The following is a 19,917-nucleotide window of genomic DNA, read 5'->3' on the forward strand; positions in this document are numbered from 1 at the left end:
CGTCGGATCGCCCCCTATCCGCAGGAGTTTCCTTGTTGTCCAATATTTCCAACATCATCAATATGCTGACCTTGGTCGTGATGGCCGTCGTGCTGCTGGGGGGCGCCGCCCTGATGGCGGCCCGCAGGCAGGAGCACGGCCGCGGCTCCGTGCTGGGCATCGTGGGCTGCGTCGTGCTGCTGCTGGGACTGGGGATCAGCGCCCTCTACATCTTCTGGGTGCCCGAACTGGTGGAGACGGCCGGCCCGGACGGCTACGGCCCGATCCTCGCGATACTCAGCCTGGTCTCCTTCGTCATCCAGGTGGCCGGCACCGGGCTGCTGATCTTCGCCGTGATCGCCCGCCGGACCCCGCGGCCGCAGCCCCAGCAGCCCTACCCGGGACAACCGCAGGCGCCCTGGCAGCAGCAGGGATCCTGGCCGCAGGAGCAGCAGGGGTCCTGGTCGCCGGAGCAGCCCCAACCGCCGTACCAGCAGCCGCAGCAGCCGCCGTACCAGCAGCCTCCCGGCTGGCAGACACCGCCGCAGCCGCCCTTCGGCGAAGGTCAGCGCTGACCGTCGCCCAGATACCGCCCCCAGGTGATGTCGCCCGCGGGCCGTGCCTTCGTGGTGAGATGCCCGGCCCGGAACGCGCGGCCCAGACCGCCGGGAATGCGTACGTTCAGGACGGGCCTGCGCAGCCCGCGCGCCCGCAGCCAGCTCCGCGCCGCCTCGGCCATCGTCAGCGTCTCGGGGCCGCCGTACTCCTCGATCTCGCCGCCCGGCCCACGCGCCACCAGCGTCACCAGGTGCCCGGCGAGATCACGCACGTCCACCGGCTGCATCGGGATGCCGGGATCGGCGACCACGAGACCGAGCCTGGCCATCCCCCGGAACGCCTGCTCCACGAACTCGTGGAACTGCGTGGCCCGCACGATCGTCCAGGGCACGCCCCCGTCGCGGACGAGACGCTCGGCCCGCACCTTGGTCCGGAAATATCCCCACGGCACCCGATCCACACCCACGATCGAGAGGTAGATCAGGTGCCGCACCCCGGCCTCGCGGGCCGCCGCGAGCAGCCCCGACGTCCCGCCGAGCTCGACCCGGAGCGTGTAGCGGCCCTTGTACGGGGCCGAGGCCAGGTGCACGATCGCGTCCACCCCGGACACGGCCTCCGCCACGCCCCGGCCGGTGGTCAGGTCCGCCACCACCCAGCGCACGCCCCCGGCCGTGGCGCGCGCTCCGCGACTGGCCGACCGGACCTCGTACCCCGCCTCGACCAGCGCTTCCAGCACCGCGCGGCCGAGCCGCCCGCTGCCGCCTGTCACGAGTACAGATCTCATGCCACCTGGACGGGGCAGCAGGCGGAAGTGTGACAATGTTGGCGTAACAGACACTCCGCAGCGTGCCTGAGGGAATCATGACTCCAGAGCAGCCGGACCGGCGGGAACCGGATCCCAACCAGACGATCAGGCACCGCTACCCTCACCCCACCCCGCCGCCCCCGCAGCCACCCGACCAGGGACCGCCGGAAGCGCCGTACACGCAGCGGCTCCCCTACACGCCGGACATGCTGCCCGACGTGCCCCTCTACGAGGCCAAGCCGCCGCGGTCGGCCTGGTGGTGGGTGATCGTGGCCGGCGGGCTCGTGCTGCTGATCGCGGCCGTGGCCGTGGTCGCGGTCCTCTGGGTACGCGGCAACGCTGAAACCGGCACGCGGGCGGCACCCGCGGGGACCGTCAGGCTCGCGTGAAGTCCATCGTCCAGTTCGTCTCCCACGTGCGCCCGTCGTCCTCCGAGAACGCCTGCTCCCAGCGGGCGGCGTCGTCGCCGATGACCGTCCAGACGAACCGGCAGCGCACCGGCCTGCCCTCGTGGGTCTCCTCGCCGTAGAACTCGCCCCGGTCACCCTCGAACGCGCCCACCATGGGCGAGGTGTCGAGCACGCCACTGGCGCTGCTGGCCCAGTAGATGGACCACTGCCGGGTCTGCGGGTTGTACACGCGGACGGTCAGCCCGCTGAAGCCCTTCGTCGGGCACTCGATCTCGTCGAAGCTGGCCGCGCCGCCGAAGTGCCGCGTGGCGACCGAGTAACCGGGGAACTCGTCCCATTCGTCACTGCCGGACAGGGCCTTCACGAGCCGGCGGTTGGTGACGTTCCAGTGTCCGGCGAGAAAGTCGAAGTCGTTCATGTGGGACAACGTACGCCCGGGTCACTGACAGGTAGTGTCAGTGATATGCGCGCCTCTCGCCTGGTCTCCATCCTCCTGCTGCTGCAGACGCGCGGCCGGATGACCGCGCAGGAGCTGGCCGAGCGGCTGGAGGTGTCCGTACGCACCATCTACCGCGACGTCGAGTCCCTCCACTCCGCCGGCATCCCGCTCTACGGCGACGCCGGTCCCAAGGGCGGCTACCAGCTCCTCGACGGCTACCGCACCCGCCTCACCGGCCTGACCACGGACGAGGCCGAGTCCCTCTTCCTGGCGGGCCTGCCGGGGCCGGCCGCCGAGCTGGGGCTGGGCGCGGTGGTGACGGCCGCGCAGCTCAAGCTCATGGCCGCGCTGCCGGTCGAGCTGCGCGACCGTGCCGGGCGCATCCAGGAGCGCTTCCACCTCGACGCGCCCACCTGGTATCGCGACCGGGAGCCGGCGACCTACCTGCCCGCCGTGGCCGACGCGGTCTGGAACGAGCGGCGCATCCAGGTCAGATACCGGCGGTGGAAGGCGCCGCAGGAGGTGGAGCGGCGGCTGGAGCCGTACGGGCTGGTGGTCAAGGCCGGGCGCTGGTATCTGGTGGCGCGGTCGGACGATGACGTACGCACCTACCGCGTCTCGCAGATCCTCGACCTGCACCCGCTGCCCGAGGGGTTCACCCGGCCGGAGGGGTTCGACCTGGCGGCCTACTGGCAGGGCTACCTGGCCGAGTTCGAGGCCAGGCTGCGGTGGGGCGAGGCCGTGGTGCGGCTGTCGCCGCGCGGGCTGCAGCGCCTGGCCGACCTCATGACCCCCGGGGTGGTGGCGGCGGCCAGGGAGAGCGCCCAGCCGCCGGACGACGACGGGTGGACGCGGGTCACGGTGCCGATCGAGTCGATCGAGCACGCGGTGGGCGAGTTCCTCAGGCTCGGCACGGACGCCGAGGTGCTCTCCCCGGGCGAGCTGCGCCATCGGCTGGCCGCGACGACGTACGAGCTGGCCCGGCGCTACCACGCCTCCTGAGCCGACGGACGAGCCGACCCGGCGCTACCGCGCCTCCTGAGCCGGCGGCGTTCCCTGCCGCGTTTGTGGGGATAGTTCGGGTAGAGGACACCCCAGCCCCAGAGAGCGCGCGCCATGGACCTCCACGAGCGCCTGCTGATCCAGGTCAGCGCCAGGGACGTCTACGACGCGGCGGCGCTGGCCGGGCACCCCGGCTCCGGCCTGGTCTTCACCGGCCAGGCCGCGCACGACGCGGTCCGCATGGTCCGCCGGCACGGCTACGACGGCCCCCTGCTGGCCGACCGCCGCCGTTACGCCGGGTCGGCCCGGGTGCGGGGCACGGCGCGGCTCTCGCCCGACTGGATCGCGGACCAGGTGGAGGCGGGGGCGACGGCCCCGCTCACCGATTCCGGTTATGTCGGTGAAGGGGACCACGAAGCCCTGCACACCATCCTCGAACAGGCCATCCAGTGGGAGGACGCGATCGCGGTGCTGCCCGTGCACGCGCGGTGGGTCATCGAGGACCGGGGGACGCTGCTGCGCACGGTCAACGACTACGGGGCGCCGGTGGCGCTGGTGGTCGAGGACGGGCGGCCGTACCGGCCGGTGCCGCTGCCCCTGCTCTCGGCCGGGGTCGCGGCGCTGGCGGCGCTGGCGCACGGGGCGGGCTGGGCCGCGGTCGGGGTGCGCGAGGTGCTGCGGCACCTGTATCCGGAGCCGCACGAGATGCGCGGCGGCTGGCGGCGGGGCGGAGCGCGCAGCGCGTTCGTGCCGGAGTCGCTGGAGTTCGTGCCGGTCGAGCGGCTCGGGGAGGGCACGTGCGGCTGCTCCACCTGCCACGGCCGCCCGCTGCGCCACCTGGCGGGAGCCGAGGAACTGGTGGTGAACACGCACAACGCCAAGGTCCTGCACCGCCTGCACAACCGCCTGCTGCGCTCCACCCATCGGGAGCAGTGGTGGCGGGAGCTGACGGACGCCGCCGCACCCGCCCGATGACTGTGTGGAACATCACCCTCAGCAGGGGAATCTTCGCACGTCACCCTAGGTTTCAGCAGATCGACTGACCAAACAGGCCAGCCTCGCAAACGCCTTTTGCGGAGGTTCTCATGAAGGCATGGTCACGCTGGCAGGACTGGGTAACCCTGGTCGCCGGCCTCTACGCGGCACTCTCCCCGATCTGGGTCGTCGGCGCGTCGGGCGCCACGCCCGCGCTGATCGTGCTGGGTGCCCTCATCGCGATCACCTCGCTCGTGGCACTCGCGAACCCGGGCGTCGTGGCGACGGAGTGGCTCAACGTCCTGTGGGGCGTGCTGCTGTTCGTCGCTCCGTGGGCCGTGACGTACACGGAGGGCCAGGGGGCGTCGTGGACGTCCTGGGTCGTCGGGGTCGTCACGGTGGTCCTCAGCCTGACCGCGGTGCCCGCCAGCCGGGCGGCACACCGCCAGGTGATCCAGCACTGACACACCGTCTCCATCGAAGGCCGGGCCGCATCGCGGTCCGGCCTTTCTCAACTTGATCACCTGTTGGGAACCAGCCCTTTCGGATGATTCTGGGAGCTCTCCCGTCATGACCGAAAGGGACCACCAGCTACGTGTCGTGGTCACTGCCGCACCTACCCCCTGAGACAACACCGGCAGGGACCAGGGGCACGGACGGCGCACCCTCGGCCCTCCGCCCATCAACCCTCCATCAACCCTCCGCCCATCCTCCGTCAACCCTCCGTCAACCCTCCGCCCACCCTCCGTCCACAGGACAACCCAGACACCCAGCTTCCCCTCCACAGAACCCGATTCGGGCCTCCGGCACCCACCCCACACGGAGCATCCTCATACCCGCGCCACCCACCACCACCATCAGCATCACCAAGGGAGCCAGAGGATGCCCGGAGGCCCGCCCACACTCGGTTTCAGCCTGATCGTCTACGCCACCGTGGGGCTGATCACCCTGGTCGCGCTCAAGCTGAAGCGGAGGCGACACAGGTGAGCCCGACCACCACCGCCACCTTGACCGTCACGGTCATCATCCCCGCCCACAACGAGGAGCTCGGCCTCCCCGCCACCCTCCGTTCCATCCAGGCCCAATCCATCCCGCCGGAGAAGGTCATCGTGGTGGACGACGCCTCGACCGACCGCACCGGCGAGGTGGCGGCGTCCTACGGCGTCACCGTCCTGCGCCCACCCCGCAACCTGGGCAGCAAGGCCAAGGCTCAGAACCACGCCCTCCCCCACTGCGACACGGACCTGGTCCTGGCCGTGGACGCCGACACGGTCCTGGCCCCCGACTACATCGAGCGCATCAAGCCCGCCTTCTCCGACCCCGCCGTGAACGTGGCGGCCGGAAACGTGCAGACGAGGTTCGCCCGCACACCATGGGAGCGCGGCAGATCCACCGAATACCTCTTCGGCTTCCACTGGCACCGCCCGATCCAGCAACTGGCGAACAGTCCCATGGTCTGCTCGGGCTGCTGCTCGGTGTTCAGACGCACGACCCTGACCGAGTTCGGCGGGTTCCCGGAGCGCACCATCGTCGAGGACATGGACTTCACCTGGAGCCAGCAGCTCGACGGCCACCGGGCGGTCTACGTCGCCGACGCCATGGCGTGGGCCGCAGACCCGGAGACCCTCACCTACCTCCGCAAGCAGGTGTGGCGCTGGATGGCGGGCTTCATGCAGAATGTCCGCCTCCACCTCCCCCGCCTGCTCACCCGCAAGCCCATGCTGGCCACCTGGATCATCGTGGCCCTCCTCGAGATCCTGCTGGCCCCGCTGTGGTGGGCGACCCCGCTGGTGCTGACGCTCGCCCTGGACGAGCCGGTGGCCCGCACGATGGCGTGGTGGGCGGGCGGCGAGCTCCTCCTGACCGTCCCCGCCCTCCTCTACGCGGCCAGACGCCGCCGCCTCCCTGTCGGCCAGGTCCTGTTCAACCTGCCCTTCGTCTACCTGAACAAGGCCGTCAACCTCTACTACGCCTGGAAGGCCCTGGTGGTCGAGCTCGTCATGGTCCCCCTCCACCTCTCCCAAGGCCTGGTCATCTACGAAAAGGGGCGCTGACCGACCACATATCTGTAACCGATCAACTACACAGAGTAGCCATAGGATTGGCGGCGACCGCAGCGTCAACCACAACCGAAGGGACGTACACCGCCCATGTTCGCTCGCACCATTACCGTGGCCGCCTCCTGCCTGGCACTGGCACTGTCTCCCTGCGCCCCCGCCCAGGCCGCCACCGGCACCTTCAGCTACCGCTTCCCCACCGAATACGGCGGCCTGGGCACGGGCGAGCTGACCCACCCGAGGAGCGGAGTCTGCATCAATCTCCCGGAGGTCCGCGACACGGAAGACAGCGCCCACACCCCGTCGAACGCCACGGACTCCACGGTCACGGTCTTCACCGGCATCGACTGCACCGGCGACTACTACTCCCTGCGCCCCGGCGGCCGCGCCTCCAGCCGCCTCCTCCTCAAGTCAGCCGTCTTCTCGTAAAACCGAGAAACACCCGGCCACCCACGCCAACCGGCCACCCCTCGGCCCGAACAAACCACCGGACCTGAACGGCCCCTCGAAAGTCGGACCCGGCGGACCACCCACCGCCGGGCCGGCATCACGGCATCACGGCAACCGGGAACCGGGAACCGGGGAAACCGGAGGCCCGGGGAACCAGAAGCCGGGGAAACCGGGAGCCGGGGGAACCGGGAGCCGGGGGGAGCGGGGGGGAACCGGGGGGAACCGGAAACCAGGGGAACCGTCTCCCCATGAGCATCACCACCGGATGCCGCAACCGGCCCGAGCAGCGCACTCCCCGAGACCAGCAACTCCACGGGACAGCCAACACCGCACAGAGCAGCCACCGCACAGACCAACCGCCTCACAGGACAGCCGCCTCACAAGCCAGCCACCCGCAGGCCGGAACCTCCGCGAAAACGTCCAGCCCGGAGCAGAGAACCTCCGCGAAAACGGACGGCCCGGAGCAGACAACCCCACACGACGAATCCCGGCCATAACGAGCAGTCACCCAGCCCGCCTGATGGCTCGACCGCGCACCCGCAGCGCTCGCGAACCCGCAGCACTTGGGACGTCCGCGTGCGTCGACAACACGGTTCACAGCCGCCCGATCCGCCCGCTGGGGCCCCGGCGCCGAAAATCAAGCGCTGCCGGAGCGACGTCCAGCCCTTCACCCCATCATCGTCCACAGGACACGACCGGGGAGCAGGTCCAAGCCTGCCGACAACCACAAGGGGTGGAGCTATGGGGATTCGAACCCCAGACCTCCTCCATGCCATGGAGGCGCGCTACCAACTGCGCCATAGCCCCTGGTCACCGCTTCGGGTCCACCCGTTGCGGCGCTCCGAGAGCATATAGCCATCCGCCCTCATTCGCCTAATCGCGCCGCCTCTCCCGGGCCCTGGCCGCCGCCACCAGCACGGCCAGCCCGTCAAGGTGCCGGCGCAGCGCGAACTCGAAGATCGAGTCCAGGTCCATGTCCAGCCCGGGCCCTGCCACCACCTTGGCGAGAGTGGGAAAGGCACCGGAGGCGAACAGCTCGTGCAGCTCCGCCTCCCGCGCCCGCATCCACTCGTCGTCCGTGACCCCCGTCTCCGTCCGCGCCTGCTCCTCGGCCTCCAGGCTCACGGCCGTGCCGCGGACCAGGTTCACGAGGGACAGCGCGGCGTGCAGCATCGTGTTCGCGTCCAGGCCGAGCCCGTCCACCGCCCGCAGCAGCCGGTCCGTGTGCGCCATGCCGTTGCGGACGAACTCCGGCCGGGTCAGCGAGATGGCCTGGGTCAGCCACGGATGGCGCCGGTGGATGCGCCACTGCTGCCGCAGGGCCAGTTCGAGCTGCTCCCGCCAGCCGCGGGGGATCCGGTCGGGCGGCGGGTCGTCCCCGTACACGGCGTCGGCCATCAGGTGCAGGAGCTCGTCCTTGCCCGCCACGTACCGATAGAGGGACATGGCCGAGGCCCCCAGCTCGGTGGCGATGCGGCGCATGGAGACGGCGGCCAGCCCCTCCCCGTCGGCGATCCCGATGGCCGCCCGCACGATGCGCTGCCTGGTCAGGTCCTGCGCGGGCGGCTCGCGCCCGGCCACCACGGTGCCCACCCCCGGTACGGCCCGCGCCACCCCTTCCTCCTGCAACCGGCTCAGTACTTTGCTGGCCGTGGCCATCGCCACCCCGAACTCCCGGACGATCTGCCGGGTGGAGGGCAGCCGGTCGCCCGCCGCCAGCTCCCCCGCCGCGACGCGGCGCCTGAGCTCCTCGACGATCCGGAGGTACGGCGCGTCCGCTCGATCCACCAACCGCCCCTTCACGAAGGCGCTCTAGTGCACCGGCCGCCCAAGTCCGCGGGACCGCCTGCCGCCGTACTAGTGCACCAGGTAGCCATATTGCCTGGTCAACAACCCCATCCTAGAGTGCGCGTACACCGTAAACGAGAGGGGTACCAGAAATGCGCGACCTCACCATCCTGATCTCCGGCGGCGGCATAGCGGGCCCCGCCCTCGCCCACTGGCTCGAACGCCACGGCAACCACCCCACCATCGTCGAGCGCGCCCCGGCGATCCGCCAGGGCGGCCAGGCCGTCGACTTCCGCGGCGCCCCGCAACTCGACGTGCTCGCCCGCATGGGCATCCTCGACGCGGTACGCCGGGCCCAGACCCGCATGGGCGACATCAAGATCGTCGATGCCCGCGGCAGGCGCCTGTCGAGCCTCCCCTCGGAGGCGTTCAGCGGCGAGGTGGAGATCCTCCGCGGCACCCTGAGCCGCATCCTCCACGACGCCACGGACGCCGAGTACGTCCACGACGACTCCATCACCTCGCTGACCGAGACCCCGGCGGGCGTGCACGTCACGTTCGAACGAGCCGCGCCGAGGACGTTCGACCTGGTCGTGGGCGCGGACGGCCTCCGCTCCAAGGTGCGGGAGCTGGTCTTCGACGAGGCGCAGCTCCGCCATCTGGGCATGTACGGCGCGATCTTCTCCATCCCCGGCACCTACGACCTCGACCACGAGGGCCTGATGTACAGCGCCCCGGGCAGATGCGCCACCATCATGAGCACCGGCGGCCGCACCAGGGCCGCACTCGACTTCGCCGCGCCCCCGCTCACCTACGACCACCGCGACCGCCACGCGCAGCGGACCCTGGTCGAGACCGCCTTCGCGGGCCTGGACTGGGAGATCCCGCACCTGCTCGACGAGATGCGCCGGGCCGACGACTTCTACTTCGCCCCCGCCGCCCAGGTCGTCCTGCCCCGCTACTCCTCCGGCAGGGTGGCCGTCCTGGGCGACGCGGGCTATGGCCCGGGCCCGGGCGGCATGGGCACCGGTCTGGCGCTGATCGCCGCGTACGTTCTGGCCGGCGAGCTGGCCGAGGCCGGCGACCACGAGACCGCCTTCACCCAGTACGAGAACCACATAAGGCCATATGTCGAGGTCTGTCACCGCCAAGCGCAGGGAGCGGACAAATACCTAGTTCCGCAGAAGAAGTCGCAGATCTGGCGCCGCAACCAGATGATGCGCCTGCTGCCGTACATGCCGGGCAAGAGCCTCATCAAGCGCATGACCGACCGGGCCGCCGCCGCCATCACCCTCAAGGACTACGATGCGCCTCCAGGGAGTCCGCGACCGGCTCGGCGCCCTCCACGATCCGGCACCGCTGCACGCCCAGCAGGTCGACGCTGATCGTCACCGTGTCGCCGGGCGCCAGCGGCGCGTGCGCCTCCAACCCCAGCCGCCCCCACAGCTCGGCCAGGCACCCGCCGCCGCACGTGCCCGACCCGAGCACGTCCCCGGGCCGCACCTCGGTCCCCCGGGACGCGTACGCGATCATCTGCGAATACGAGAACGACATGTTGCTCCACCGGTCCCCGCCCACGGTGAGCCCGTTGACGGCCGCGGTCATCGACAGGTCGAACGCGTTGCCCGACCGGTACGCCTCCAGCTCGTCCGGCGTGACCAGCACGGGCCCGAGCGTCGTGGCGGTGTCCTTGCCCTTCACCGGCCCCAGCAGCACCTCCATCTCGGCGAGCTGGAGGTCCCGCGCCGACCAGTCGTTCATGAGCACGTACCCGGCGATGTGCCCGGCGGCCTCCTCGACGCCCAGGTTCCGCCCGCCGCGCCCGATCACCGCGGCCACCTCCAGCTCGAAGTCGAACACCCCGCACCCCGGCGGCACCGGCACGTCGTCGTGCGGCCCGATCACGGCGTAGGGGTTGGTGAAGTAGAAGGCCGGCGCCGCGTACCACTGCTCGGGCACGGTCGCTCCCATCAGCTTGGCCACGCCCTCGACGTGCTGCTCGAACGTCATGAAGTCGCGCACGGTCGGCGGCTCGGGGACGGGCGCCCGCAACCGTACGGATTCGAGCGGCACCACCTCCGCGGGATCGCGCAGCGCGGCCTCGCCGGCGGCGGGCAGGTCACCGAGCAGGTCGACCAGCCGCACCCCCGGCGGCAGGGCGTACACCTCCTCGGAGACCAGCAGGCCGGCGCGGTCGCCCTCGCGCCCCGCATACGTGACGAACCTCATCGAAGCCTCCTCAGACGGCCGTGGGAAAGGGGCCGCGGTTCCACTCCACGGCGTCGCCGAACGCGGTCAGGAGGTCCACCTCGCCACCCGCCGCGTCGGCGTACGCCCGGTGGAGGTTGAGCACGATCCGTTCCGCGTCGGCCCACCCCTCGAAGTCCCGCAGGTCGGCGCGCCGGGCCGCGTCCAGGGGGCTGAGCCCTCGCTCGCGGCCGCCCCGCGCGGTGTCCGCCACGAACCGGTAGTAGCGCTCGTGGTCGGTCAGGATGCCCGGCAGCGCGTCCCCGTCCGCCAGCGGGCCGTGCCCGGGGACGACGTGGTCGGCGCCGAAGCCCGCCAGCCAGTCCAGCGACCGCAGCGCCCCGTCGAGCGACCCCATCAGCACCAGGGGCGTCAGCCCGTGGAAGAGCAGGTCGCCGGTGAACAGCACGCGCTCCTCCGGCAGCCAGACGACCACGTCGCCGCCGGTGTGCGCGGGATGTCCGGGATGGAGCACATCGATCCGCCGCCCGCCGCTGTAGAGCGTCAGCTCCGAGCGGAACACGAGCGACGGCGGCCGCCGCGTCACCGCGCCCCAGTCGGGCACCGGCGACCAGAACGGCGGGCATCCGTCGATGACGAAGTCCGTCAGCACCGCGTCGCGCACGCTCTCGTGACCGACGATCACGGCCTGCGCGGGCAGCAGGCTGTTGCCGTAGGTGTGGTCGCCGTGCTGGTGCGTGTTCACCGCCGCCCTGATGGGGTCGTCGCCGGTGGCCGCGGCGAGGGCGCGCAGGAATCTCCGCGTACGCTCCTCGGTGGCGCAGGTGTCGATGACGATCGTGCCGTCGTCCCCGGTCACCGCACCCGCGTTGTTGACCCACCACGTGCCGTCGGGCTGCACCCACGCGTGCACCCCGGGCACGATCTCATGGAGAGCCGCCGCCTCGAGCCTCGTGTTGGTGATGCGCTGATGTCCCATGCGAACGACTTCACCACGGGCTCCGCACGGGGATCATCAGCAGGAAAGGTTACGATCCCCCCGCAACCACGCGTCCCGCCGGGACGTCAGGCCCCCGGTCGGCATCCCGCGGCGGCTCCGCCGGTTCACGATCCCGCAGCGGGCCCGCCGACCCGCGATCCCGCAGCGGGCCCGAACGGGCGACCTCCGCCAGCGCGTCCACCGCCGCCAGCACGCGGCGGGCCTCCGCGATCAGCCGCTCCCCGGCGGAGGTCAGCACGACCCTGCGGCTCGTACGCTCGAACAGCCGCCGCCCGACCTCCCGCTCCAGCCGCTGGATGTGCCGCCCGAACGGCTGCGCCGCGATGAAATGCCGCTGCGCGGCGCGGCCGAAGTGCAACTCCTCCGCGAGCGTGACCGCATAACGAAGTGACCGAATCTCCATCGACGAACCTTCCCCGATGACAGCGGCCCGCCGTCCCAGGCCGCCCCGGTGTCTGTCGCCGACTTATTCGTCCGAAATCGCTCCCCGTATGAGGGCCCTGTATGAGGGCCCTGTATGAGGGCCCTGTATGAGGGCCCTGTATGAGGGCCCTGTATGAGGGCCCTGTATGAGGGCCCTGTATGAGAACGCTGTATGAGGGCCGTGCATGAAAACGCCGTAGGTCAGCCGTACGGCCCCCGAGCCGTACGAACTGGTTATGCCTCGGCCTCGGGCTTGTCGTCGCTGTGCACCGGCTCGGGCAAGGTGCCGGCGTTGTGCTCCAGCAGCCGCCACCCCTTGCGCCCTTCCTGCAGCACGGACCAGGAGCAGTTGCCCAGCCCGCCCAGCGCCGGCCACAGCTGCTCGGGCAGCCCGAGCAGCTCGCAGATCCCGAGCCGCAGCGCCGCGCCGTGCGAGGCCACGACCAGCAGCCCGTCGTCGTCGATCCGGGACGCCCACCGGCGCATGGCGGCCGCCACCCGCACGGCCACGTCGGTGACGGGTTCGCCGTCGGGAGCCTCCCAGGCGGCGTATTCCTCGGGCCAGCGCGCGGCGATCTCCTCGCGCGTGAGCCCTTCCCACTGCCCGCCGCCGCGTTCGCGGAAGTCCTTGTCGACCGCCACGTCGAGCCCGGCGATCCGTCCCAGCGCCAGCGCGGTGTCATTGGCCCGCTGCAGGTCGGAGGAGACGATCAGGGTGGGCCGCAACGAGGCGAGCAGCGACGCGGCCCGCGCCGCCTGCGCGACGCCGGTCTCGTCGAGGGGGATGTCGGAATGCCCCTGGAAGCGCTGCTCGACGTTCCACAAGGTCTGCCCGTGACGCAGGCACACGATCCGCCTGCTCATGCGGATCCCTCGCCGGGCCGCCCGGGATCGGCGTGACTCTCACTGCTGTGGCTGATGGTTCGTCCGCTCCGCTCGCTCACGCGCGCGCCCGCTGCAGGTTGGCCTGCATCACGCTCTCCGGCAGCGAGATGGCCGGGCAGTCCTTCCACAGGCGCTCCAGCGCGTAGAAAGTACGGTCTTCCTCGTGCTGGACGTGCACGACGATGTCGATGTAGTCGAGCAGCACCCAGCGGCCCTCGCGCTCTCCCTCGCGGCGCACGGGCTTGGCGTCGGCCTCGGTGCGCAGCCGCTCCTCGATCTCGTCGACGATGGCGCGTACCTGGCGGTCGTTGGTGGCGGAGCAGAGCAGGAAGGCGTCGGTGATGACGAGCTGTTCGCTCACGTCGTAGGCGAGGATGTCATCGGCCAGCTTGTCGGCCGCGGCCTCCGCGGCGATGCGCACGAGCTGGACGGATCTGTCAGATGCGGTCACGATGCGGGTCTGTCCTCCTGTGTCGGCAGCATGCCCTTATGTTGAGGGTACCCTTCCAGCCCGAAACCCCTCACCTACGCCGCGACTTCTCCTGCGCGACCCGCTTCAGCCGGCTGCGTGATACAAGCGCCGCTTGTTGATGTACTGGACGATTCCGTCGGGCACCAGATACCAAATCGGCTCGCCCTTGGCCACCCGCTGACGGCACTCGGACGAGGAAATGGCCAGCGCGGGGATCTCCAGCAACGTCACCCGGCCTTCCGGCAGGCCAGGGTCGTGCAGCGTGTGCCCGGGACGCGTACAACCGACGAAGTGCGCCAGCTCGAACAGCTCGTCGGCTTCCTGCCAGTCGAGTATGGCGCCGAGCGCGTCGGCACCGGTGATGAAGTACAGCTCAACCTGCGGACCGTAAATTTCCGCAATATCGCGCAAAGTATCGATCGTGAACGTCGGCCCCGGACGATCGACGTCCACCCGGCTGACGGAGAACCGGGGATTCGACGCGGTCGCGATGACGGTCATCAGATAGCGGTCCTCGGGCGCCGACACCTCGCGCTCCGACTTCTGGTACGGCCGTCCGGTCGGCACGAAAACGACCTCGTCCAGCTGGAAGTGGTGAGCCACCTCGCTGGCCGCGACAAGGTGCCCGTGGTGGATGGGATCGAACGTCCCACCCATCACCCCCACTCGCCGCATCCCTTGCACACCAGGCGCGTTCATCATGAAACGGACCTTACGCGGGCGCTCTACCACAACATGATGGGACCCCCCTTCGTGATGGCCGCGCATCACTTCCGTTGCGGACGTAGCATGCCGGGCATGACGACCACCCCGGACCGCAACCGCGTCCAACTGCCCGGCATCTCGTCCCGAGCCTACGAACACCCCGCAGACCGGTCCGCCCTGGTCGCTCTGCGTAAGTTGAGTGGGTTCGACACCGTTCTGAAGCAGATGTCCGGCCTCATCAGCGAGCGCAGGCTGCGCCTGATGTACCTGGCGTCGGCCGTGCGCGTGAGCGAGACCCAGTTCCGCTCCGTCTACGACATGGGCCGCGACGCCGCCTACACGCTCGACCTGCACCGGATCCCCGAGATCTACATCCAGCAGGACCCGCAGGTCCAGGCCAAGGCCATCGGCTTCGACGACCCGTTCATCGTCGTGACCACCGGCCTGCTCAACCTCATGAACGAGGAGGAGCAGCGCTTCGTCATCGGCCACGAGACCGCGCACATCCTGTCGGGACACGCGGTCTACCGGACGATGCTCGACATCCTCACCCGCCTCGCCACCCGCGTCGCCTGGATCCCGCTCGGCTACATCGGCCTGCGCGCGATCGTCGCCGGCCTGGAGGAGTGGTACCGCAAGTCCGAGCTGTCCTCCGACCGTGGCGGCCTGCTCGTCGGGCAGGACCCCGAGGCGGCCAAGCGGGCGCTGATGAAGCTGGCCGGCGGCGACTACACCCACGAGATGAACATCGAGGCGTTCCTGGAGCAGTACCAGGAATACGACACCGCGGGCGACCTTCGCGACGGCTTCCTCAAGGTCCTCAACCTGCTCGGCACCACCCACCCGTTCGCGGTGGTGCGCGTGGCGGAGCTGGACAAGTGGCAGCGCAGCGGCGAATACGAGCGGATCATCGGCGGGGACTACCCCCGCAGGGAAGACGACCCCAACGCGAGAGTGACCGACGAGATCAAGGCCGCGGCCGAGTCCTACCGCGCGTCCTGGCAGCAGTCGCAGGATCCTTTCATCGGCGTCCTGCGTGACGTGGCCGAGGGCGCGGTCAACGCGGGCGAGCGCATCTTCAACCGCTTCTCCCGCCGCGACGGCGGACAGGGCTAGCCGTTCCGCCACCACGCGGCCGACCTGCTTGTTCAGCCGCGTCGGCCCGCCGTGGCGGAACGGCGGGCCGCAGGCGTACGCGAACTGACCCATCACGGGTCAGAGCAGAAGTGCGATAGCGCGTACGGCGGCCGCGCACAGGGCGACGAACCCGCCCAGCACGGCCAGTGCGCGCAGCCCTTCCCTGCGCAGGTCGGGCAGTCGCTGCCCGATCCGCTCGATCTCGCGCCCGGTGATCCCACCGCACAACATCCCGAACACCACACCCGCCACCGTCACAGGCGCGGCCTGCTGCCACCAGTCGGAGTCGATCCGGCCACCCCCGGTGGCCCAGAGCGCTCCCCCCGACGCCACCGCGACGGGCACGCCCGGCCACACGGCGGCGGTCACGGCCGCCCCGGCCAGCGCGACCGGGAAGAGCAGCACCCGCAGCGCCACCCGCGTACGCCGTGAGCTGCGATTCCTGACCATCCAGTGGCCCATCCACAACGTCCTGGTCAGCACCACGAACGCGGCCGTGATCGCGATCGAGGCGATCGGCTGGATCACCGACGCCACCACGCACGGCACGGCCAGCACCGCCAGCAGCAGCAGCGCGCCGTTGCCCGCGGGCAGGGTGGTGGCCGACTCCGCCCGGAGCCCGGTCCTCCGCCCGGTCTGCGGCTTCGTCGCCGCCCTGCTCCTGACGGCCGCCGCCGTCCGCTGCCGGGGCGCGGTCACCTTGGCCCGCGCCCCCGTGGACTTCCCGTCCGCACTCGTACGGGTCCGCGGCGCCGGCACCTTCCCCTCGGCCCGGCTGCGCGCAACCGCCGCGCCCTTCGCCTCGGGCACGGGCCGGCTCCCGGTACGCCCGCGCGGCGGCGGCACCTTGCCCTCGGCCGGCACCACGTTGGGCCGGCTACGGGCCTTGGCCTCGCCACGGGGGGCCGCGGCGGCCTCCTCCGGCGGCCGGCTCCGCACGGTCGTGCCCCGGCCGGCGGCCGGGCCGCCCTCCTCCGGCGCGTCGGCGGTGGGAGGCTCGGCATCGGCCGCGCTGGTGGCCCGGGCCAGCCTGGACAGCCGGTCGGCCAGCAGCGCCGCCGTGGGCCGCTTGCCGGGCTCCCTGTTGAGCGCCGCGCGTACCAGCGGCAGCAGTTGCACCGGCACGCCCTTGAGGTCGGCCTGCCCGTTCAGCACCGCGTACATCTGCGCCTCGGCCGTGCCCCGCCCGAACGTCGGCCGCCCCGTCGCCGCGAACGCCACCGTGGCGGCCCAGGCGTGCACGTCGGCGGGCGCGTCCACCTGCTCGTCGGCGAAGATCTCCGGCGCCGTGTAGCCCGGCGTGCCGAGGAACGTGCCCGTCATGGTGAGCCGGGTCGCGTCGAGCACCTGGGCGATGCCGAAGTCGATCAGCACCGGCCCCGAGGTGCCCATGATGATGTTGCCCGGCTTGAGGTCGCGGTGCACGACCCCGGCCGCGTGGATGATCGCGAGCGCGGCGGCGATGCCCTGGGCCATGTCGACGAGCTGCGACACGTCCAGAGGGCCGCTCTGGCGGACGCGGTCGAGCAGCGTGGCGCCCTCGATGTGCTCCATGACCAGGTAGGGGCGGGCACAGCTCAGGTCGGCGTCGAGCACCTTGGCGACGTACGGGCTCTCGACCCTGCGCAGCGCGCGGACCTCGCGCTCCAGCCTGATGCGCGAGGTCTCGTCCTCGGCCAGGTCATGCAGGACCTTGAGCGCGACATGCTCGCCACGGCGGGTGGTGGCGAGGTAGACCTCACCCATTCCGCCCCGGCCGAGCCGCTCGACCAGGGTGTACGGCCCGACCTTGCCGAGCTTGCTCACCGTCCCTCCCCGCCCGGCGCGCCCATAAGGGACACAACCCTAGCGCCGGTACGCGAGTTGCCGCTTGAGGCACGCCGAAGGTTTATCGGCGTGTGTGATCGGAGAGCATGCTGTCGAGCCCGGCCGTGGGCTCCTCCGACAGCCGCTTGCGTCCCTTCCTGCGCCAGTTGACGTGTCCGCGGCTCTCCAGCCAGAGCAGCAACCGGTCGGCGCCGAACAGCACCGCGGCCGAGAAGACGAGGGCGACGACAATTTCCATGTCCCCCAGTCAAACCACGGCACCCCGCGCCGGTCAGGCCGACACGCCGGTCAACTGGCCGTCACCGTGCCCTCTGACGTGCGCATATGCCCCTCACCCGTATAGACCCACTTGGTCGAGGTGAGCTCGGGCAGCCCCATCGGGCCGCGTGCGTGCAGCTTCTGCGTGGAGATGCCGATCTCCGCGCCGAACCCGAACTCGCCCCCGTCGGTGAACCTGGTCGACGCGTTGACCGCCACGGCCGCCGAGTCGACGAGCGAGACGAACCTGCGCGCGGCCCCCTGGGAACGGGTGACGATGGCGTCGGTGTGGCCGGAGCCGTAGCGCCTGATGTGCGCCACCGCCTCCTCCAGCGAGCCGACGACGGCGGCGGCGATGTCGAGCGAGAGGTATTCGGCGTAGAAGTCGTCCTCGGTGACGGGCACGACGCCGGTGCCGTAGCCGGCGATCCGCTCGTCGCCGTGCACGGTCACGCCCGCCTCGCGCAGCGCCTCCAGAGCCTTGGGCACGAACGCGTCGGCCACCTTCTCGTGCACGAGGAACGTCTCGGCGGCGTTGCACACCGACGGCCGCTGCGCCTTGGCGTTCACCAGGATCTGCACCGCCACGTCGACGTCGGCCTCGGCGTCCACGTAGACGTGGCAGTTGCCCACGCCGGTCTCGATCACCGGCACCGTGGACTCCTCGACCACCGAGTTGATCAGCGACGCGCCGCCGCGCGGGATCAGCACGTCCACCAGGCCGCGGGCCCGCATGAGCTCCTTGACCGAGTCGCGACTCTGCCCGGGCACGAGCTGGACGGCCCCGGCGGGCACCTCGGTCCCCTCCAGCGCGTCCTGCATGATGCCCACCAGGGCGGTGTTGGAGGAGTAGGCGCTCGACGAGCCCCGCAGCAGCACCGCGTTGCCGCTCTTGAGGCAGAGCGCGGCGGCGTCGACGGTGACGTTGGGGCGGCCCTCGTAGATGATGCCGATCACGCCCAGCGGCACCCTGAGCTGGCGCAGCTCGAGCCCGTTGGGCAGCGTGCCGCCCCGGACGACCTCGCCGACGGGGTCGGGCAGGTCGGCCACCTGGCGGACGGCCTCGGCGATGGCGGCGACCCGGGCCTCGTCGAGCCGCAGCCGGTCGATCATCGCCTCGGACGTGCCCTGCTCTCTGGCCCGCTCGACGTCCGGGGCGTTGGCCTCGACGATCTCCGCCGCGCGGGCGACCAGGGCGTCGGCGATCGCGCGCAACGCCCGGTCCTTGGGCGCCCGCGGCAGCGGGGCCAGCTCGGCGGCGGCCTCTCGTGCCGCGCGGGCGACCTTCAGGAACTCTTCGGACATCGCGTGCTCCTCATCGGGATGTCAGCTGTGGGCTTCCAGTATGACGATGTCGTCGCGGTGGATCAGCTCGCGTTCATATTCCGGACCGAGCGTGCTCGCCAGCTCCCGGGTGGAGCGCCCGAGCAGGCCCGGGATCTCGGTGGCGTCGAAGTTCACCAGCCCGCGGGCCACCACGAGGCCCTGAGGGCCGCACAGGTCCACCGGATCGCCCGCCGCGAACTCACCCTCCACCCCCGTCACCCCGGCCGGCAGCAGCGACTTGCGGCGCCCCACGATGGCCTCCACGGCACCCTGGTCGAGGTGGAGGCGGCCGCGCCCGGTGGTGGCGTGCGCGAGCCACAGCAGGCGCGTGCCGGGGTGGCGGCCGCCAGGGTGGAAGTAGGTACCCACGTCGGCTCCGGCGAGCGCCTGGGCGGCGTGAGCGGCCGCGGTGAGCACCACGGGCACGCCTGCCCCGGTCGCGATCCTGGCCGCCTGCACCTTGGTCACCATGCCGCCGGTGCCGACCGCCGCGCCGTTCTTGCCCAGCTCGACCCCGACCAGGTCCTCCGGCCCCCGGATCTCCGCCAGCCGCCGCGAGCCGGTGCGGCTGGGCGGGCCGTCGTAGAGCGCGTCCACGTCGGACAGCAGCACCAGCGCGTCGGCGTGGATCAGGTGCGCCACCAGCGCCGCCAGCCGGTCGTTGTCGCCGAAGCGGATCTCGTCGGTGGCCACGGTGTCGTTCTCGTTGACGATGGGCACGATGCCCAGCTCCAGCAGCCGCGCGAGCGTGCGCTGGGCGTTGGCGTGGTGCGCGCGCCGCATCATGTCGTCGGCGGTCAGCAGCACCTGGCCCACGCGCAGGGAGTAGCGGGCGAAGGAGGAGGTGTAGCGGGCCACGAGCACACCCTGGCCGACGGAGGCGGCGGCCTGCTGGGTGGCCAGGTCGCGCGGTCGCGCGCTCAGCCCGAGCGGGCCGAGGCCCGCCGCGATCGCTCCGGAGGAGACCAGGACGACCTGCGTCCCGGTACGGCGCCGCGCCGCCAGCACGTCCACAAGGGCATCGACGCGATCGACGTCGATCATGCCCTGGGGGGTGGTGAGCGAGGAGGAGCCGACCTTGACAACGACCTTCGACGCTGAGCTGATCTGTTCCCGCACGTCTGGCAGCCTATCCGCTCGGGCTTCCGGCAAATGACTACACCGACTGCACCGACCCGTCACCCCCCACACCTGCACCCCACCGACATGTGCC

At 71.2% G+C, this 19,917-nt stretch carries 22 protein-coding genes and 1 tRNA gene; 9 read left to right on the plus strand and 14 right to left on the minus strand.

The genetic code is table 11. The features are described from left to right. Nucleotides 1-62: 62 nt before the first annotated feature. Nucleotides 63-554: a hypothetical protein gene (locus tag AB0J69_RS05970; RefSeq protein ID WP_364113335.1), complete on the plus strand. Its 492-nt coding sequence runs from the start codon at nucleotides 63-65 to the stop codon at nucleotides 552-554. Here AB0J69_RS05970 and AB0J69_RS05975 read toward each other — a convergent pair. Beyond that, the gene (locus AB0J69_RS05975; RefSeq protein ID WP_364113337.1) at nucleotides 545-1,321 is read right to left on the minus strand and encodes an NAD(P)H-binding protein; all 777 of its coding nucleotides are present in this window, start codon (nucleotides 1,319-1,321) and stop codon (nucleotides 545-547) included. The genes AB0J69_RS05970 and AB0J69_RS05975 overlap by 10 nt on opposite strands. Nucleotides 1,322-1,398: 77 nt before the next feature. On the opposite strand from AB0J69_RS05975, the gene AB0J69_RS05980 reads away from it, so the two are divergent. Continuing rightward, nucleotides 1,399-1,731, plus strand: a complete 333-nt coding sequence (locus tag AB0J69_RS05980) for a hypothetical protein (RefSeq protein ID WP_364113339.1) — start codon at nucleotides 1,399-1,401, stop codon at nucleotides 1,729-1,731. Here AB0J69_RS05980 and AB0J69_RS05985 read toward each other — a convergent pair. Continuing rightward, nucleotides 1,718-2,170, minus strand: coding sequence for a hypothetical protein (locus tag AB0J69_RS05985; RefSeq protein WP_364113341.1), 453 nt, complete (start codon nucleotides 2,168-2,170; stop codon nucleotides 1,718-1,720). The genes AB0J69_RS05980 and AB0J69_RS05985 overlap by 14 nt on opposite strands. Before the next feature lie 45 nt (nucleotides 2,171-2,215). On the opposite strand from AB0J69_RS05985, the gene AB0J69_RS05990 reads away from it, so the two are divergent. The 5 genes from AB0J69_RS05990 (at nucleotide 2,216) to AB0J69_RS06010 (ending at nucleotide 6,654) form a co-directional block, all read left to right on the plus strand. Beyond that, nucleotides 2,216-3,193: a YafY family protein gene (locus AB0J69_RS05990; RefSeq protein WP_364113343.1), complete on the plus strand. Its 978-nt coding sequence runs from the start codon at nucleotides 2,216-2,218 to the stop codon at nucleotides 3,191-3,193. 114 nt (nucleotides 3,194-3,307) lie between these two features. Then, on the plus strand, nucleotides 3,308-4,168 hold the full coding sequence (locus AB0J69_RS05995) for a hypothetical protein (protein WP_364113345.1): 861 nt from the start codon (nucleotides 3,308-3,310) through the stop codon (nucleotides 4,166-4,168). Between the two features lie 110 nt (nucleotides 4,169-4,278). Then, the gene (locus AB0J69_RS06000; RefSeq protein ID WP_364113347.1) at nucleotides 4,279-4,632 is read left to right on the plus strand and encodes an SPW repeat protein; all 354 of its coding nucleotides are present in this window, start codon (nucleotides 4,279-4,281) and stop codon (nucleotides 4,630-4,632) included. A 519-nt stretch (nucleotides 4,633-5,151) separates the two neighbouring features. Further along, nucleotides 5,152-6,222: a glycosyltransferase family 2 protein gene (locus tag AB0J69_RS06005; protein WP_364113349.1), complete on the plus strand. Its 1,071-nt coding sequence runs from the start codon at nucleotides 5,152-5,154 to the stop codon at nucleotides 6,220-6,222. 96 nt (nucleotides 6,223-6,318) lie between these two features. After that, nucleotides 6,319-6,654: a hypothetical protein gene (locus AB0J69_RS06010; RefSeq protein ID WP_364113351.1), complete on the plus strand. Its 336-nt coding sequence runs from the start codon at nucleotides 6,319-6,321 to the stop codon at nucleotides 6,652-6,654. 755 nt (nucleotides 6,655-7,409) lie between these two features. On the opposite strand, the gene AB0J69_RS06015 is transcribed toward AB0J69_RS06010, so the two are convergent. Both AB0J69_RS06015 and AB0J69_RS06020 read right to left on the minus strand, forming a co-directional pair. Then, nucleotides 7,410-7,482: transfer RNA gene (locus AB0J69_RS06015), tRNA-Ala, on the minus strand. A 66-nt stretch (nucleotides 7,483-7,548) separates the two neighbouring features. Beyond that, nucleotides 7,549-8,463, minus strand: coding sequence for a TetR/AcrR family transcriptional regulator C-terminal domain-containing protein (locus AB0J69_RS06020; protein ID WP_364113353.1), 915 nt, complete (start codon nucleotides 8,461-8,463; stop codon nucleotides 7,549-7,551). 152 nt (nucleotides 8,464-8,615) lie between these two features. On the opposite strand from AB0J69_RS06020, the gene AB0J69_RS06025 reads away from it, so the two are divergent. Further along, nucleotides 8,616-9,848 (plus strand): FAD-dependent monooxygenase, encoded by a 1,233-nt coding sequence (locus AB0J69_RS06025; protein ID WP_364113355.1) that lies wholly within the window; start codon nucleotides 8,616-8,618, stop codon nucleotides 9,846-9,848. On the opposite strand, the gene AB0J69_RS06030 is transcribed toward AB0J69_RS06025, so the two are convergent. From AB0J69_RS06030 to nadD, 6 genes are all read right to left on the minus strand, one after another. Further along, the gene (locus AB0J69_RS06030; RefSeq protein ID WP_364113357.1) at nucleotides 9,757-10,692 is read right to left on the minus strand and encodes a fumarylacetoacetate hydrolase family protein; all 936 of its coding nucleotides are present in this window, start codon (nucleotides 10,690-10,692) and stop codon (nucleotides 9,757-9,759) included. The genes AB0J69_RS06025 and AB0J69_RS06030 overlap by 92 nt on opposite strands. A gap of 10 nt (nucleotides 10,693-10,702) precedes the next feature. Next, nucleotides 10,703-11,650, minus strand: a complete 948-nt coding sequence (locus AB0J69_RS06035; protein ID WP_364113359.1) for an MBL fold metallo-hydrolase — start codon at nucleotides 11,648-11,650, stop codon at nucleotides 10,703-10,705. A 49-nt stretch (nucleotides 11,651-11,699) separates the two neighbouring features. Further along, nucleotides 11,700-12,074 (minus strand): LysR family transcriptional regulator, encoded by a 375-nt coding sequence (locus AB0J69_RS06040; RefSeq protein WP_364113361.1) that lies wholly within the window; start codon nucleotides 12,072-12,074, stop codon nucleotides 11,700-11,702. Nucleotides 12,075-12,328: 254 nt separating this feature from the next. Then, a complete protein-coding gene (locus AB0J69_RS06045; RefSeq protein ID WP_364113363.1) occupies nucleotides 12,329-12,958 on the minus strand; it encodes a histidine phosphatase family protein in 630 nt (209 codons plus the stop codon). Between the two features lie 76 nt (nucleotides 12,959-13,034). After that, nucleotides 13,035-13,430, minus strand: coding sequence for a ribosome silencing factor (gene rsfS / locus AB0J69_RS06050; RefSeq protein WP_080046168.1), 396 nt, complete (start codon nucleotides 13,428-13,430; stop codon nucleotides 13,035-13,037). Between the two features lie 105 nt (nucleotides 13,431-13,535). Continuing rightward, nucleotides 13,536-14,153 (minus strand): nicotinate-nucleotide adenylyltransferase, encoded by a 618-nt coding sequence (gene nadD / locus AB0J69_RS06055; RefSeq protein ID WP_364113365.1) that lies wholly within the window; start codon nucleotides 14,151-14,153, stop codon nucleotides 13,536-13,538. 96 nt (nucleotides 14,154-14,249) lie between these two features. Here nadD and AB0J69_RS06060 point away from each other — a divergent pair, with 96 nt between their 5' ends. Beyond that, nucleotides 14,250-15,272, plus strand: a complete 1,023-nt coding sequence (locus tag AB0J69_RS06060) for a M48 family metallopeptidase (protein ID WP_364113367.1) — start codon at nucleotides 14,250-14,252, stop codon at nucleotides 15,270-15,272. 99 nt (nucleotides 15,273-15,371) lie between these two features. Here AB0J69_RS06060 and AB0J69_RS06065 read toward each other — a convergent pair whose 3' ends face one another. From AB0J69_RS06065 to proB, 4 genes are all read right to left on the minus strand, one after another. After that, entirely contained in the window at nucleotides 15,372-17,099 is a 1,728-nt protein-coding gene (locus tag AB0J69_RS06065; RefSeq protein WP_364113369.1) for a protein kinase, read from the minus strand. A gap of 82 nt (nucleotides 17,100-17,181) precedes the next feature. After that, nucleotides 17,182-17,358, minus strand: a complete 177-nt coding sequence (locus AB0J69_RS06070) for a hypothetical protein (protein ID WP_364113373.1) — start codon at nucleotides 17,356-17,358, stop codon at nucleotides 17,182-17,184. A gap of 50 nt (nucleotides 17,359-17,408) precedes the next feature. Further along, nucleotides 17,409-18,683 (minus strand): glutamate-5-semialdehyde dehydrogenase, encoded by a 1,275-nt coding sequence (locus AB0J69_RS06075; protein WP_364113375.1) that lies wholly within the window; start codon nucleotides 18,681-18,683, stop codon nucleotides 17,409-17,411. A gap of 21 nt (nucleotides 18,684-18,704) precedes the next feature. Continuing rightward, entirely contained in the window at nucleotides 18,705-19,832 is a 1,128-nt protein-coding gene (proB, locus tag AB0J69_RS06080; protein WP_364113417.1) for a glutamate 5-kinase, read from the minus strand. Between the last annotated feature and the right edge of the window lie 85 nt (nucleotides 19,833-19,917).

Source organism: Nonomuraea sp. NPDC049709 (assembly GCF_040674815.1).
Lineage (GTDB): Bacteria > Actinomycetota > Actinomycetes > Streptosporangiales > Streptosporangiaceae > Nonomuraea.